Genomic DNA, 13,778 nt, shown 5'->3' with positions numbered 1-13,778 from the left:
TGCGACCGGTTCCAGGGTGGATGCACCGTGATACGTCTATGACGTCGGCAAGAAATGCGGTGCGGTACGAATCTCTCGCCTGCTGGATCGCTGATCGCTGAGGTTCCTGCCGCCTCCCCTGTGGGCGCGCATCGGTACCCTTGAGCCACCCCCATCGAGGATCGCCGTGACCGACATCGCCACCGACGCCGAAGCCCCCCAGCTCCCTCCCGAGGTCGGCATCCGCATTATCTATCTCGGACCGGTCGCGCCGCATTGGGAGCTCGAGGGCATCTACGGCGACGAAGCCGCCGTCGACGAGTTCCGCCGTCGCACCAACGCCCGACTGCAGCTGCTGCCGCCCCACGACCCGCAATTCCGCCGCAATCGCGAGCGGGTCGTGCGTGATGCCGAGCGCGAGAACTACGAGCTGCACTGGGACCTCGGCATGCCCGACGAGGACGAAGCAGCAGCTTCCTAAGAGGCTGAGCCCCGGGCCCGAGCGGCCCGTGAGCGCAGCGAACAAGAGCGGAAGGTGCAGGGCGAAGCCGTGGCCCGAGCGGCCCGTGAGCGAAAGCGAACAAGAGCGGGGAAAAACTGGTGCGACAACGGGAAGGCGCACCTCTCCGCGCATCCTCTAGGCCGCGTTCACGAGTTGTTTACGGCATCCGTTCCGATCGTTCACCCAGAGCCCGCGGCGATGTAACCGGCCCTTCGTAGCGTGCGCGTCCATGCAAAAAACATGTCTCAACCGCCGCGGCACGAAGTTGCTCTTGGCATTGCTCACCTCGTTCGCGCTGATCGCCGCTGCGTGCGGCAGCGACGACTCGTCTGAGGCCGATGGCGGCACCGCCGGCGCTGCAGCGACGACGGCTGCAACGGCTGACGACGACGATGACACGTCGCTCAGCGGCTCGATCAGCGTCACCGGGTCGTCCACCGTCGAGCCTGTCACCAACCTGGTCGCTGAGGCCTTCTCCGAGGAACATCCCGGTGTGGCCTTCTCGGTGGCCGGCCCCGGTTCGGGCGACGGCCACAAGGCCGCCTGCGCCGGCGAGATCCCGATCTGGAACAGCTCACGCCAGATCAAGGATTCAGAGGCTGAGTGCCTCAACGACGCTGGCATCGAATTCATCGAACTGCGCGTCGGCATCGACGGCATCTCGGTCATCACCGCCGCCGCGAACGACACCGTCGACTGCCTGAGTTTCGAGGACCTCTACAGCCTGATCGGCGACGAGGCCATTGGCTTCCAGAAATGGTCAGACGCCAACGCCTTGAACGCCGAACTGGGCGGCACCGGTCCGTTCGGCGACGGCGCCCTCGAGATTTTCGCCCCCGGCGAGGAATCGGGCACCTTCGACAGCTTCATCGAGATTGCGCTCGAAGACGTCTGGGAAGGCCGTGTCGAAGAGGGACATGCCGATGAGAACTTCGCCGTGCGTCCCGACTACAACGCCTCGGCCAACGACAACGTGATCATTGACGGCGTCTCGGGCAACGAGCACAGCCTAGGCTGGGTCGGCTTCGCCTTCGCCGACGCGAACCGCGACGTGGTCAAGCTGGTGGAGATCGACGGCGGCGACGGCTGTGTCTCCCCGACGCCCGAGACCATCGCTTCGGCGGAGTTCCCGATCGCCCGCTTCCTCTACACCTACATCGACGCAGCGCAGGCCTCCGACCCCGCGATCAAGGCATTCGTCGACTTCATGCTGAGCGACGAGGGCCAGACCTACGTGGTCGAGGCCGGCTACGTGAACCTCGACCCGGCCGACCTCGCCCAGTCACGCAGCAACTGGAGCAACTTGACCACGGGAATGACCTTCTAGCCACCGACCGACAGATCCGGGAACCCTCCCTCCCGTTGACGGCCCCCCTCAGGTGCGCATCGCCGCTGGCTCGCACCTGTGGGGGGCGTCGGCGAGGACGACCGCGAAAGACCCGCTCGCGGCTTGTCGATCCGCAAGACTCGCCGAAGCCATGGAAACCCACGAATGAGCCTCACCGAAGACCGGCCAGAGCTGAGCGCTGCCGACCTGCAGACGTCGCGCAGTCGCCGGGCTCGTTCGCACACGGTCCGCTGGCTGTTCATGGGCGCGGCCGCGGTGACGGTGCTGGTCAGCGCGCTCATCATCTGGACGGTGGCGTCGGAGGCGTGGACCTACATCAGCCAGGTCGAGCTCGACAAGCTCACCGACATCGGATGGTTCCCCCGACGAGGCCTGTTCGACCTCAGCACGCTGCTGGTCAACACGGTGCAGATCTCTCTCATCGCCATGGTGGTGGCGGTGCCGTCGGGCTTCGGTGCCGCGATCTACCTCTCCGAATACGCCCATCCCCGGGTGCGCAAGGTCATGAAGCCCACTCTCGAGCTGCTGGCCAGCGTGCCCAGCGTGGTGCTCGGCGTATTCGCCATCAGCTTCATCACCCCGTCGATCCTCAGCAACTTCTTCGACGACATCAACTACTTCAACAAGCTGGCCGCCGGCATCGCAGTGGGCCTGCTGGTCATCCCGCTGATCGCCTCGATCGCGGAGGATTCTCTGCGGGCGGTGCCGCTGGCGCTGCGAGAGGCCTCCGCCGGTCTGGGCGCCCGCAAGGTCACCACCTCCATCCGGGTGGTGCTGCCGGCCGCCCTGTCCGGCCTCATGGCCGCCACCATCGTCGGGTTCAGTCGGGCGATCGGCGAGACGATGGTGGTCACCATCGCCTCGGGCGGCGGCGACACGTCGCTGTTCAACCTGTCGATTCGGGAATCAGGCGGCACCATCACCTCGGCCATGGCTGCGCTGGGCCTCGGCACCGACCAGGTGGCCGGCAACAATCTGGCGTTCCAGAGCCTCTACTTCCTCGGCGCACTGCTGTTCGCCATGACGCTGGTGCTCAACATGTTGGGCGACGTCATCGTCCGCCGGCTGCAGAACAGGTACTGATGTCTGTTCTGACCACCCCCGCCGGCATCGCCACCGGTCATGTGCTGCGCCGCCGCCCAGGCGCCGACATCGCTGGAGCCGTCTTCAGGTGGCTGCTGATCGGCGCCACGGTGTTCGCGACGGGGTTCCTGGGCGTTCTGCTCGCCGTCATGATCGTGGACGGCTGGGATGTGCTCTCGGGCAACCTCTGGTACTTCCTGACGAACGGCTTCTCCCAGCGCTCGGCAGCCGACACCGGCGTCTCGCAGGGCATCATCGGCAGCTTGCAGGTGGCGCTGGTCACGGGCGTGTTCGCCGTGCCGATCGGCGTCGCTACCGCCATCTACCTCGTCGAGTACGCCCAGGACTCCCGCTTCGCCCGCATCGTCGAGCTGAACATCCGCAATCTGGCCGGTGTGCCGTCGATCGTCTACGGCCTGCTGGGCCTGGCGGTGTTCGTGCAGACGATCGACGGCTTTACCAAGGGCAAGACGGTCATTGCGGGCGGCATGACGCTGGCGGCGCTGGTGCTGCCGATCATCGTCATCACCTCGGTCGAGGCGCTCAAGGCTGTGCCAGATTCGTTGCGCGAGGCCGCGTACGGTGTGGGGGCCACCAAGTGGGAGGTGCTCTCACGCCAGGTTCTGCCGGCTGCGCTGTCCACGATCCTCACCGGAACCGTGCTGGCACTGGCGCGCGCCCTCGGCGAAGCGGCGCCGCTGGTCCTGGTGGGCGCCGCCACGAGCTTCTTGAGCTTCGGCGACGCCAACATGTTCGAAACCTTCACCGGCCCCTACACGGCCCTGCCGGTGCAGATATTCAATTTCGCTCGCTTGCCCGGCGCAGACTGGGGAGTGAATGCTGCCGCGGCCAGTGTTGTCATCCTGGTGCTGGTGCTGGCCGTGAACGGGTTGGCTATCTACCTGCGCAATCGCTTCGAGAAGCAGTGGTGACCCCGCCCCCCTGACCCCGCTCCCCAGACGCAGCACCCCCTGACGCAGAATGATGAACGGTTGACACGTGACACTCGAGAAGGCCCTGATGAGCCAAGAGCCAGAAGCTTCAGCATCTGAGGTGACGGTGCCAGACGCTCTGGCGCGAGAACATACGCGCATCGACGTGAGTGCTGTGGCGGCGATGGCCCCCCTGCGCGTCGAGACCAGCACCGTGTTCGAGTGCGCCGACGTCGACGTGTACTACACCGATTTCCGGGCGCTGCACAACGTCACGCTGGACGTGAACTCCCATGAGGTGACTGCGCTGATCGGTCCGTCCGGCTGCGGCAAGACCACGTTCCTGCGCTGCTTCAACCGGATGAACGATCTCATCGAGGGCGCCCGGGTGGAGGGCACCATCAACTACCACGGGGTCAACCTGTACCAGGACGAGGTCGACCCCGTCGAGGTGCGGCGGCGGGTCGGCATGGTGTTCCAGAAGCCGAACCCGTTCCCCAAGTCGATCTACGACAACGTCGCGTACGGGCCGCGGCTGGCGGGCGTGAAGCGGTCCGAGATCGACGACGTCGTGGAGGGCTCGCTCACCCGGGCTGCCCTGTGGGACGAGGTCAAGGACCGCCTGAAGATGTCGGCGTACGGGCTGTCGGGCGGCCAGCAGCAGCGTCTGTGCATCGCCCGGGCCATTGCGGTGCAGCCCGACGTGGTGCTGATGGATGAGCCCTGTTCTGCGCTCGACCCGATCGCCACCGGCCGCATCGAGGAGCTCATCGCCGAGCTGAAGACCGACTACACGATCATCATCGTGACCCACAACATGCAGCAGGCCGCTCGCATCAGCGACATGACGGCGTTCTTCTCGGTGCAGGCCAACGAGATGGGTCAGCGCACCGGCGAGCTGGTCGAGTATGCGCCGACCAGTTTGATCTTCACCAACCCGGACGATCCCCGCACGGAGGCCTACATCACCGGGCGGGTCGGCTGAAGTACGGCACACTTCACATATGACCGAAGAGGTACGAACCGAGTTCCATCAGTTGATGGACGAGGTTCGGGCCGACCTCGTGCAGATGGGCGGCATGGTGGCCGAGGGGGTCTCGGCGGTGACAGCGGCGCTGCTGGCCGGCGACATTGCCAGCGCCGACCAGATCATCACCGCTGACGACGAGCTCGACCTGCTCAGCATCGAAGCCGAGGAGAAGTGCGTGCAGCTGTTGGCGCTGCAACAGCCGGTGGCGGTCGATTTGCGTGCCATCCTGACCGACCTGCGGATGATCTCTGAGATCGAGCGCAGCGGCGACCTGGTCACCAACATCGCGAAGGCCGTCGTGCGCCTGCTCGGCGCTGAGCTGGAGCCCCGGGTGCGTGGCCTGCTTGACCGCATGCGTGAGCAGGCGGTGCGGCTCACGGCCATGGCCATGGACGCTTACGCCGATCGTGATGCGGGGCTGGCGGCGGTGCTCGACGAGATCGACGACGTGCTCGACGACCTTCACGGGCAGTACCTCGATGCGGTGTTCGCTTCGCAGAACGCGGGGCATCTCGATACCCCCCAGGCCGTGCAGCTGGCTGTGGTGGGCCGGTTCTATGAGCGCATCGGCGATCATGCGGTGAACATTGCGCAGCGGGTCGAGTTCCTGGTGACGGGCCAGTTGCCTGAGCACATGGGGGCCAACCGGGCTCGTGCCCGGCGGGAGCAGGACGAGATGTGATTGCGGCGCTGGTGGCGGTGTCGGCCGCGCTGGCAGCAGCGCTGGTTGCCCTGCTGGTGTTGGTGCGGGCGCGCACGTCGGCTTCGGAGCGGTTGGGCCGGGTGGTGCACCGCTTCGCTGGCGAGACTGACGAGCCGCGCCCCGGCGAGGCGCGCCTCGATCACAACAGCTTGGACGAGTGGATCACGTACCTGGAGTCGATTGCGACGACGGCCGCCATGACGGTCAATCTGGCGGAGCGGGACCGGGCTCGCTGGCAGCTCGCGATGAACGAGCTGGCGGTCGGCGTGGTGCTGGTGGACGAGGACGGCACCGTGTGTGCCAGCAATGCGCTGGCGGACGAGATGATGTCGGCTCGGGATGCGATGGCGCTGGTGGGTGCGGGGGTGACCCAGCTGCTCGAGTCGGCCCGGGAGGGGCAGGCTCGCTCCCGCACGGTGAAGCTGACGGGGCCGCCGCCGCAGGTGATCGAGATCGGCGCGCATCCGGTGGCGAGCGACAGACATGCGCTGGGTGCGGTGGCGGTGATGGCGGACCGGACCGATGGTGCGCGGGTCGACGAGGTGCGCCGCGACTTCGTGGCCAACTTGAGCCATGAGCTGCGGACGCCGGTGGGTGCCATTGCGCTGCTGTCCGAGACGCTGGCCGAGGAGGACGATGCGGCGGTGCGCACTCGGCTGGTCGACCGGATCGGTGCTGAGGCCGAGCGGGTGCGCCACATCATCAACGACTTGCTGGAGCTGAGCCGGGTGGAGCTCGAGGGTTCGATGCGGCAGGAAGAGGTGGCGGTGGTGCCGCTGCTGTGCGAGGTCGCCCAGCAGTATTCCGAGCATGCTCGCAAGCATGATGTGTCGCTGGTGCGGCCCGGTCCCGATGAGGCGTCGGCCCAGATCGTGTTGCAGGCCGATCGGGGGCAGTTGCTGCGGGCCGTGGGGAACCTGGTGGACAACGCCATCAAGTACAGCGATCCGGGGTCCGAGGTTCACCTGTCCGTCGCGCCGAGCTCGCATGACGATCGGCCGCCGACCGAGCTGCTGGCCGATGCGGATGCGGCGGTGACCCGGATCGGGCCTGCTGAGTCGCCGGCGCCGCCGGGTGCGCCGGGTGCGGATGGGCTGTTCGATGGGCCGTCGCCTGGGCTGATTGACGAGTCGTCGTCTGGGCTCTTCGACGGGCCGCCATCTGAGCTGTCCGAAGCCGGCGAGGCGCCGAATGGGTCGGCGTGGGTGGACATCGTGGTTGCCGATTCGGGCATCGGGATTCCCGCCGATGAGACCGAGCGGGTGTTCGAGCGCTTCTATCGGGTTGACAAGGCTCGTGCCCGCGCCACCGGGGGCACCGGCTTGGGCCTCAGCATTGTGAGACATGTGGTGATGAATCACGGCGGCGAGGTGACGCTGCACACTCGCGAGGGCGTCGGCACCACATTCGCGCTCAGATTCCCGGCTTCGCCCAGCCCAGGGTCGCCCGGCCCCGCTTCTACAGACAGGGCGAGCACATGACATCGGTACTGGTAGTCGACGACGAGCCGTCCTTCACCGAAGCCCTGTCGGTGGGCTTGCGGCGCAGGGGCTTCGAGGTGCGCACGGCTGCTGACGGTCGTGCGGCGCTGAAGGCCATCGATGAGGCCGAGCCCGACCTCGTGCTGCTCGACGTGATGCTGCCGGGCATGTCGGGTTTGGACGTGTGCCGGGAGATCCGGAAGAACTCGAAGGTGCCGCTGATCATGCTGACGGCCTTGGGCGAGGAGACCGACGCTGTGGTGGGCCTCGAGATCGGTGCCGACGACTACGTCGCGAAGCCGTATCGACTGCACGAGCTCGTGGCGCGCATCCGGGCTGTGCTGCGGCGTGCGGCCGATCAGCCGACCGAGCCGCCTGCGGATACGTGTCTGCGTGAGGGCGAGGTGGAGCTCGACGTCGACTCACATGAGCTGCGGGTGCGGGGCGAGCTGGTGACCTTGGCGCTGAAGGAGTTCGAGCTGCTGGCCTACCTGCTGGCACATGCCGGGCGGGTGGTGACTCGTGACAGCCTCATGCAGAACGTGTGGGGCTACGACTACGTGGGCGACACCAAGACGATTGATGTGCATGTGAAGCGGCTGCGGGCCAAGATCGAGGACGATCCGTCGAACCCGCAGCGCATCACGACCATTCGGGGCTTGGGGTATCGCTACGAGAGGGCGTCGGAGCAGTCGAGCTGACGCTGTCGGGCTGAGGCGGCTGACGCTGTCGGGCTGAGGCGGCTGACGCTGCCATACCGGGCCGTGTAGCACCGAAGGCCCACAATGGTGGCCGTGATCGCGCGGGTACGGCAGGTCGGCTGATGCAGCCGTTCACGTGGCTTGCTCGCACGCATCTGCTGTCTGCCGCCGGCGACGCGCTGATCGCGATCGCACTGGCGGGGTCGCTGTTTTTCAACCTGGATCCTGCGGCGGCGCGGCCCAGGGTGGCGCTGTACCTGGTGGTGACGATGGCGCCGTTCGCTGTCGTCGGGCCGCTGATCGGGCCGCTGGTGGATCGCAGCCGTGGCGGGCGGCGGGGGATGATCATCGGTGCCGGCATTGCTCGGGCGGTCTTGGCGCTGCTGATGGTGCGCCATCTGGATTCGCTGCTGCTGTTTCCCGAGGCGTTCGGTGCGCTGGTGGCGGGCAAGACGTATCACGTGGCCAAGAGCGCGGTGGTGCCGGGGCTGGTGCGCGAGGAGCGCGATCTGGTCGAGGCGAATTCGAAGCTGATGCTGTTGAGCGGGCTTGGGGGTGCGCTGGCTGTGGGGCCGGGAGTGCTGTTGAGCTTGGCGTCGTCGCGCTGGGTGCTGGTGCTGGCGTCGGTGGTGTTCGTGCTGATGACGTTTCCCGCCGCGCGGCTGCCGCGCACGGCGGTGCGGCCGCGGTCTGACCTTGCCGCGGAGCCGTGGGGCGATGAGCTGAACCAGCTCGGCCAGCCCTCCCAGTCCGGCCAGCCCTCCCAGTTCGGCCAGCCCTCCCAGTTCGGCCAGCCTCCCCAGTTCGGCCAGCCCCCGCAGTCCGGCCAGCCTCCCCAGTTCGGCCAGCCTCCCCAGTTCGGCCAGCCTCCCCAGTTCGGCCAGCCCTCCCAATCCGACCAGCCCCCCCAGCCGGGCCTGCGTCACGGGCCGCCGCAGTCTCGATCGCCCGATCAGCCTGCGCATGCGTCGAGGCGGCGGGGCGCGATGCTGCTGGCGGGTTCGGCCATGGGCGTCGTGCGGGCCATGACCGGCTTCACGCTGTTCCTGATCGCGTTCTGGCTGCGGACCGACGATGCGGCCCCGTTGTGGTTCGGCTTCATGTTCACCGCCAGCGCCGTGGGCCAGCTCATCGGCGCGGTGTCGGCGCCCGTGCTGCGCCGTCGCATCCGCGAGGAGATGCTGCTGGCCAGCACGCTGCTGGCGGCGGCCGCGATGTCCTTCTATGTGGTGACGTCGCCCGACCGCGTCTCGGTGCTGTTCCTGGCCGTGGTGATCGGCTTGATGTCCGCCCTGGGCAAGCTGTGCTTCGACGCGATCGTGCAGCGCGATGAGGTGCCGGCGGAGCGGGGGCGGACGTTCGCCCGCTTCGAGACCCGCTTCCAGCTGATGTGGGTGATCGGGGCGCTCGTGCCGGTGGCTGCGCCGAGCGGCATCCTGCCGTTGCGGGCCGGGGTGATGCTGCTGGGCATTGCCGCCACGGTCGCGGTGCTGCTGTACGCGGGCGGCATGTGGGCACTGGCCCGTGGCCGCCGACCTCCTTCAGAGATCATCGTCACCCGTGTCCGCACCCGCATCGTGCAGACCCGGGTGCGGTCGCGGGACCGCCGCAACCGCGAGCTCTAGAGCGGCAGGTCCAGCCGGGCCAGCCACAGGCCCGGTGCGGCGAGCTCGTTGGGCGTCGGGAGCGCGCCGGGCTCGAAGAGGCGCGCCAGTCCTTCGGGGCCGGCTCGCTCGATCACCCCGGCGATGAAGCTGTCTCCCCGCTCGCGTGCGTCGTTGCTGAGCCGCACGCCGAGCAGGCGGTCGGCGTAGACGTTCCCCTCGGTCAGCTGGCGGCGGCGGACGGCTTCGCTGAGCGCGCCGAATCCGCCGATGAGGCGAGGGCCTGCCTGGGCGACCACATGGTCCACATAGGCGGTGACGACGCTGATGAGGGCTTCGAGATGATCGCTCCTGTCGTCACGGGCCACGCCGAGCAGCAGCTCGGGATTGCCGAAGATGCGCTGGAGCTGTTCTTGGAGCTGCGCTTGGAACTGTTGCGGTTCGTTGCTGTCGAACGAGGTGACTTCCAGCTCGCTGAAGTCCATGTCATCGCGGCGGCGGAAGCCGTCGACATGTTCCCGCAGGTACATGTCGAGCTGTGCCCGCACGCCCGGTACTGCCAGCACGGCCCCCAGGGCGTGCTCCCGGATGGCGACCCACAGCATCACGTCGTCGACGTCGAGGCTCCATTCGTTGGCGAAGTCGCTGATGTTGGCGGTGACGATGAGCGCCTGTCGCATGGGCACGATGAGGTCGGAATTTCCGAATGCCTTGGCGGCGAGGTGGCCGGCCATCATGCCGGCGGTCATCGCCACGGTCATGGGGCTCATCATGGCGAGCAGGCCGGCGACGGGGTCTTGACTCGGCGCCTCGCCCAGACGCTTGGTCAGCCGGTCCATGAGGGGGCGGATGGCTTCGAGGGCGCTGGTCGCCCAGCCGGAGCGGGTGACCGGTGTGATGTGCGGCTCGACCTGCAGGCCGGTGACATGTCCCACGTGCAACTCGGCCACCCGGCTGATCTCGCTGAGGCGATGCCGCTCGACCGGGTCGACGTTGTGTTCGGGCTTGCCGGCGGTGGCGAGCTGGGTGGCGGATTGGCGGGCGCCTTCCCACATGGATTCCGCGTTGCCGCCCAAGATGGATGAGATGTCGCCGAGGAACGGGATGCCCGAGAATGGATGATCGTCGTCGTCGGCCACACCGGCATCGTACGGCTGGATGAAACGGCGCGGAACGTCGCTGCGATGGGGCATCGTAGAGACATGACTCGGGTGGCGGTGTCGGGAGCGGGTGGCGTGATCGGTGCCCGGGTGCTGCAGTGGCTGGCGCAGTCGTTCGAGGTGGCTGAGGCTGTTGGCATGGTTGAAGCCGACAGTCAGTTCGACGTGGGCGGTGCCGAGGTGCTGGTGCATCTGCGGCTGACGGGGAACAACGCGGATCAGGTGCGGCGGGTGTTGGCCGCGGCGGATGGGGTCAGGCATCTGACGCTGGTGTCGAGCGCGAGCGTGTACGGGGCGTGGCCGAATCATCCGACGCCGATTTCGGAGGATCTGCCGGTGCGGCCGAACCTGGAGGCGTCGTGGGCGGTGCATCATGCCGATGCCGAGCGGATGGTGCTGGAGTGGTGTGATCAGGGCGATCGCACGGCGGCGATCCTGCGGCCGGCGCCGGTGGTGTCGAGCGGCTTGGGCGGGCCGATCGGCGAGGCGATGCTGGCTGCGGCGCCGATCCGTACCGGCAGCGATGATCCGCCGGTGCAGTTCCTGCATCTGGACGATTTGGCGTCGGCGGTCGTGCTGGCGACCCAGCGCCGGCTGTCGGGCGTGTTCAACGTGGCCCCCGATGGCTGGCTGTCGCCCGGGGAGCTGCGGGCGTTGCTGGGGGCCCGGCCCAAGATCCGGCTGCCGATGCCGCTGCCCAAGCGGCTCGACCGTTATGTGGCCCGCCGGGTGGGTCATTCCGCCCCCGAGGGCCTGCTGCCCTACACCCGCTATAGCTGGGTGGTGGCAAATGACCGTCTGCGGTCTGAGGGCTGGGGACCCCGCTACAGCAGCGCGCAGGCGTTCGTGATCGCGGATGTCGGGATGCCCTGGGACGACCTCAATGCGCGCCAGCGCCAGTACGCCACGTTGGTCGGTGCGGGGGCCGCAGTGGCGGTGGGGGGCTGGGCTGCCGCGGCTTGGCTCCGGCGCTCCTACGCTTTGCGATGATGACGGTGCCGTCCGAGCAGGACACCTGGGTTGAGCTGACGGCTGAGGAGCTGCCGATCGGCGCCGTCTACGACTGGGCGCTTGACCCCGCCGCGGGGGCGGTGGTGCTGTTCTCGGGCACGGTGCGGGATCACGCTGAGCATCGCACGGGTGTGACACAACTGGTGTATGAGGCCTATGAGTCTGAAGTGGCGCCGCGGCTCGCGGACATCGCCGCCGAGATGCGGCGGCGGTGGCCGAGCGTGCGCAAAGCAGCGCTGCTGCACCGGGTGGGCACGTTGAGTCTGACGGAGAGCTCGGTCGTGGTGGCTGCTTCGTCGCCCCACCGTGATGTGGCATTCGAAGCTGCCCGTTTCGGCATCGATACGTTGAAGGCCACGGTGCCGATCTGGAAGCAAGAGCATCATGACGCCGGGACCGACTGGGGATTGCAGTCCCAGCCGATCGCACAGGTGCCCGGGTCATGAGCCCGCTGCTGTTCTTGGCCATTGCGATCGTGGTGCCGCTGTTGGGGATGCTGGTGCTGGGCGTGGGCGCTCGCGTCAAGAACAAGAAGGTGACCGACGACGAGACGGAGCCGTTCCGGCGCCGGTTGGCGTCGCTTACGCCTCGGTCGCCGTCTGGGCGACTGCCGGGCACACCAGGATTGGCGAGGGCGATGCGCCGGCTCCGGGGCTCAGGCGACACCATCGAGGCCGAGATCAACGCAGGTGCCAACGCAGCAACCAACGCAGCAGCGGGCGCAGCAACCGGCGCAGCAGGCGACGCAGCGGCGCCGGTCGATGCCCCCGCAGCAGCCCGCGGGCATCGGACAAAGCCGACCACAGCCAGCATCCGGTTGATCGAGCGCGACTATTCGGTACCGCAACTGCCACCGTTCAACATGAGCAATCCCAGGCCCGCGGCGCCGGCAAACACCCCCAACGTGCTCGTGATCGGCAACGGACCCGACGGGCTGCAATCAGCGGCCCACGCAGCTCAGCAACCGCAGTCGGCGGCACACCGCCACGACGCCGAAGACCACCGACCGCACGGCCACGCAGGCACCGATGAGGAAAACAGCCAACGTCTCTCACCCGGCCTGCGCCCACCGCCCAGCGGCTCGCCGCCAGGTGTGTCTCGCAACCAGAGGCGTCGTCCTGGCTCGTGACCTCGCGATCGATCTCGGCACCGCGAACACGCTGGTGTACGAGCGGGGGCGTGGCATCGTGTTCAACGAGCCGTCTGTCATCGCGCTCAATGAGCGTTCTGGCGACGTGCTGTCTGTCGGGCGTGACGCCTGGCAGATGATCGGGCGCACGCCCAGCTACATCATCGCTGCACGGCCGCTTCGCAACGGCGCCATCACCGACTTCGACATCACCCAGCGAATGATCCGGCTCATCCTGCAGGGCGTGGGCGTGGGCCGCTTCGGCCGGACCCGTGTCGCCGTCTGTGTGCCGTCGCTCATCACGCCGGTCGAACGGCGAGCGGTGATCGAGGCAGCACGGCGGGCCGGTGCGTCCGATGTCCGGCTCATCGAGCAGCCGATCGCCGCGGCCATCGGCACCGGCTTGCCGATCCACGAGCCGACCGGCTCGCTTGTCATCGACATCGGCGGCGGCACCGCCGAGATCGCCATGGTGTCATTGGGCGGCCTGGTGTCGCTGCGTGCGGTTCGTGTCGGGTCGTTCGACTTCGACTCTGCGCTGATGAACTACGCACGGCGTGCGCACGGCATTGCAATCGGTGAACGCACGGCCGAAGAACTGAAGATCAGTATCGGCTCGGCATGGCCGATCGATGACAAGTTCGACGCCGAGGTGAAGGGCCGTGACCTGACGACGGGGCTGCCCCGCACCTTTGTCATCACGCCGACCGAAGTGCGCTCCGCGCTGGTTGACACGGTGGACCTCATGGTGGAAGCCGTGCTGGAGTGCTTGAGCGAGGCGCCGCCCGAACTGGCGCAGGACCTCATCCACACTGGCGCCCTGATGGTCGGCGGCGGTTCGCTGCTGCGAGGCCTGGACCAGCGCATCGCGTCGGAGGCACGTGTGCCCGTGCTGCGCTCGGAGTCGCCGCTCGAGACCGTCGTGCTCGGTGCCGGCCGGGCGCTCGAGAACTTCGAGTCACTCCACGCCTCGCACACGATCCCCGGCCGCTAGCGCGGGGCTGCCGGCGTTCTACCGCTGCGGCGGGGCACGCTGGTTGGGTGCGCTCACCGGATCACTGTTCTTGGGATCACTCTTTCGCGGGGGTGTGACACGACCGGGGGTGCGGGTGGCG

14 protein-coding genes are annotated in these 13,778 nt (G+C 67.7%); 13 read left to right on the top strand and 1 reads right to left on the bottom strand.

The features are described 5' to 3' along the window. The first annotated feature begins 166 nt into the window (after window positions 1-166). The 9 genes from ACOGJB_RS10810 to ACOGJB_RS10770 all read left to right on the top strand — a co-directional run bounded on the left by ACOGJB_RS10810 (window position 167) and on the right by ACOGJB_RS10770 (window position 9,384). Complete coding sequence (locus ACOGJB_RS10810; RefSeq protein WP_419837151.1) at window positions 167-460, top strand: hypothetical protein; 294 nt, start codon at window positions 167-169, stop codon at window positions 458-460. Window positions 461-752: 292 nt separating this feature from the next. Next, window positions 753-1,808 (top strand): PstS family phosphate ABC transporter substrate-binding protein, encoded by a 1,056-nt coding sequence (locus ACOGJB_RS10805; RefSeq protein ID WP_419837150.1) that lies wholly within the window; start codon window positions 753-755, stop codon window positions 1,806-1,808. A 165-nt stretch (window positions 1,809-1,973) separates the two neighbouring features. Next, window positions 1,974-2,912: a phosphate ABC transporter permease subunit PstC gene (gene pstC / locus ACOGJB_RS10800; RefSeq protein ID WP_419837149.1), complete on the top strand. Its 939-nt coding sequence runs from the start codon at window positions 1,974-1,976 to the stop codon at window positions 2,910-2,912. Continuing rightward, window positions 2,912-3,844 (top strand): phosphate ABC transporter permease PstA, encoded by a 933-nt coding sequence (pstA, locus tag ACOGJB_RS10795; protein WP_419837148.1) that lies wholly within the window; start codon window positions 2,912-2,914, stop codon window positions 3,842-3,844. The genes pstC and pstA overlap by 1 nt, the downstream gene beginning before the upstream one ends. Before the next feature lie 88 nt (window positions 3,845-3,932). Further along, complete coding sequence (gene pstB / locus ACOGJB_RS10790; protein WP_419837147.1) at window positions 3,933-4,829, top strand: phosphate ABC transporter ATP-binding protein PstB; 897 nt, start codon at window positions 3,933-3,935, stop codon at window positions 4,827-4,829. A 19-nt stretch (window positions 4,830-4,848) separates the two neighbouring features. After that, window positions 4,849-5,556 carry a phosphate signaling complex protein PhoU gene (gene phoU / locus ACOGJB_RS10785; protein WP_419837146.1) on the top strand — a complete coding sequence of 236 codons (708 nt, stop codon included), beginning with the start codon at window positions 4,849-4,851 and terminating at the stop codon, window positions 5,554-5,556. Then, window positions 5,553-7,058, top strand: a complete 1,506-nt coding sequence (locus ACOGJB_RS10780) for a sensor histidine kinase (RefSeq protein ID WP_419837145.1) — start codon at window positions 5,553-5,555, stop codon at window positions 7,056-7,058. Before phoU ends, ACOGJB_RS10780 begins: the two co-directional genes overlap by 4 nt. Beyond that, on the top strand, window positions 7,055-7,759 hold the full coding sequence (locus ACOGJB_RS10775) for a response regulator (RefSeq protein WP_419837144.1): 705 nt from the start codon (window positions 7,055-7,057) through the stop codon (window positions 7,757-7,759). The genes ACOGJB_RS10780 and ACOGJB_RS10775 overlap by 4 nt, the downstream gene beginning before the upstream one ends. Before the next feature lie 122 nt (window positions 7,760-7,881). Continuing rightward, window positions 7,882-9,384, top strand: coding sequence for an MFS transporter (locus tag ACOGJB_RS10770; RefSeq protein WP_419837143.1), 1,503 nt, complete (start codon window positions 7,882-7,884; stop codon window positions 9,382-9,384). Here the strand turns inward: ACOGJB_RS10770 and ACOGJB_RS10765 are convergent. Beyond that, complete coding sequence (locus ACOGJB_RS10765) at window positions 9,381-10,502, bottom strand: zinc-dependent metalloprotease (RefSeq protein WP_419837142.1); 1,122 nt, start codon at window positions 10,500-10,502, stop codon at window positions 9,381-9,383. The two genes, ACOGJB_RS10770 and ACOGJB_RS10765, sit on opposite strands and share 4 nt — an antisense overlap. A 63-nt stretch (window positions 10,503-10,565) precedes the next feature. On the opposite strand from ACOGJB_RS10765, the gene ACOGJB_RS10760 reads away from it, so the two are divergent. Genes ACOGJB_RS10760 through ACOGJB_RS10745 form a run of 4 tightly spaced genes read left to right on the top strand, consistent with a single transcriptional unit; the run spans window position 10,566 to window position 13,657 of the window. Further along, window positions 10,566-11,513, top strand: coding sequence for an NAD-dependent epimerase/dehydratase family protein (locus tag ACOGJB_RS10760; protein WP_419837141.1), 948 nt, complete (start codon window positions 10,566-10,568; stop codon window positions 11,511-11,513). Beyond that, the gene (locus ACOGJB_RS10755) at window positions 11,510-11,980 is read left to right on the top strand and encodes a molybdenum cofactor biosynthesis protein MoaE (RefSeq protein ID WP_419837140.1); all 471 of its coding nucleotides are present in this window, start codon (window positions 11,510-11,512) and stop codon (window positions 11,978-11,980) included. Before ACOGJB_RS10760 ends, ACOGJB_RS10755 begins: the two co-directional genes overlap by 4 nt. After that, window positions 11,977-12,663 carry a hypothetical protein gene (locus tag ACOGJB_RS10750; protein ID WP_419837139.1) on the top strand — a complete coding sequence of 229 codons (687 nt, stop codon included), beginning with the start codon at window positions 11,977-11,979 and terminating at the stop codon, window positions 12,661-12,663. The genes ACOGJB_RS10755 and ACOGJB_RS10750 overlap by 4 nt, the downstream gene beginning before the upstream one ends. Next, on the top strand, window positions 12,563-13,657 hold the full coding sequence (locus ACOGJB_RS10745) for a rod shape-determining protein (RefSeq protein WP_419837138.1): 1,095 nt from the start codon (window positions 12,563-12,565) through the stop codon (window positions 13,655-13,657). Before ACOGJB_RS10750 ends, ACOGJB_RS10745 begins: the two co-directional genes overlap by 101 nt. Window positions 13,658-13,778: the final 121 nt, after the last annotated feature.

It is taken from the genome of Candidatus Poriferisodalis sp. (genome assembly GCF_965208895.1).
In the GTDB taxonomy this organism is placed as follows: Bacteria; Actinomycetota; Acidimicrobiia; order Acidimicrobiales; family Poriferisodalaceae; genus Poriferisodalis.
Note: the sequence above shows the minus strand (reverse complement) of the source record. Positions and strands in the feature narration are given on the sequence as shown.

Excerpts from the sequence above, each read along its gene's own strand:
- ACOGJB_RS10750 (WP_419837139.1), top strand. The coding sequence starts at position 11,977 with ATGAGCCCGCTGCTGTTCTTGGCCATTGCGATCGTGGTGCCGCTGTTG.
- ACOGJB_RS10770 (WP_419837143.1), top strand. The coding sequence starts at position 7,882 with ATGCAGCCGTTCACGTGGCTTGCTCGCACGCATCTGCTGTCTGCCGCC.
- ACOGJB_RS10755 (WP_419837140.1), top strand. The coding sequence starts at position 11,510 with ATGATGACGGTGCCGTCCGAGCAGGACACCTGGGTTGAGCTGACGGCT.
- phoU (WP_419837146.1), top strand. The coding sequence starts at position 4,849 with ATGACCGAAGAGGTACGAACCGAGTTCCATCAGTTGATGGACGAGGTT.
- ACOGJB_RS10745 (WP_419837138.1), top strand. The coding sequence starts at position 12,563 with ATGAGGAAAACAGCCAACGTCTCTCACCCGGCCTGCGCCCACCGCCCA.
- pstC (WP_419837149.1), top strand. The coding sequence starts at position 1,974 with ATGAGCCTCACCGAAGACCGGCCAGAGCTGAGCGCTGCCGACCTGCAG.
- ACOGJB_RS10760 (WP_419837141.1), top strand. The coding sequence starts at position 10,566 with ATGACTCGGGTGGCGGTGTCGGGAGCGGGTGGCGTGATCGGTGCCCGG.
- pstA (WP_419837148.1), top strand. The coding sequence starts at position 2,912 with ATGTCTGTTCTGACCACCCCCGCCGGCATCGCCACCGGTCATGTGCTG.
- ACOGJB_RS10775 (WP_419837144.1), top strand. The coding sequence starts at position 7,055 with ATGACATCGGTACTGGTAGTCGACGACGAGCCGTCCTTCACCGAAGCC.
- pstB (WP_419837147.1), top strand. The coding sequence starts at position 3,933 with ATGAGCCAAGAGCCAGAAGCTTCAGCATCTGAGGTGACGGTGCCAGAC.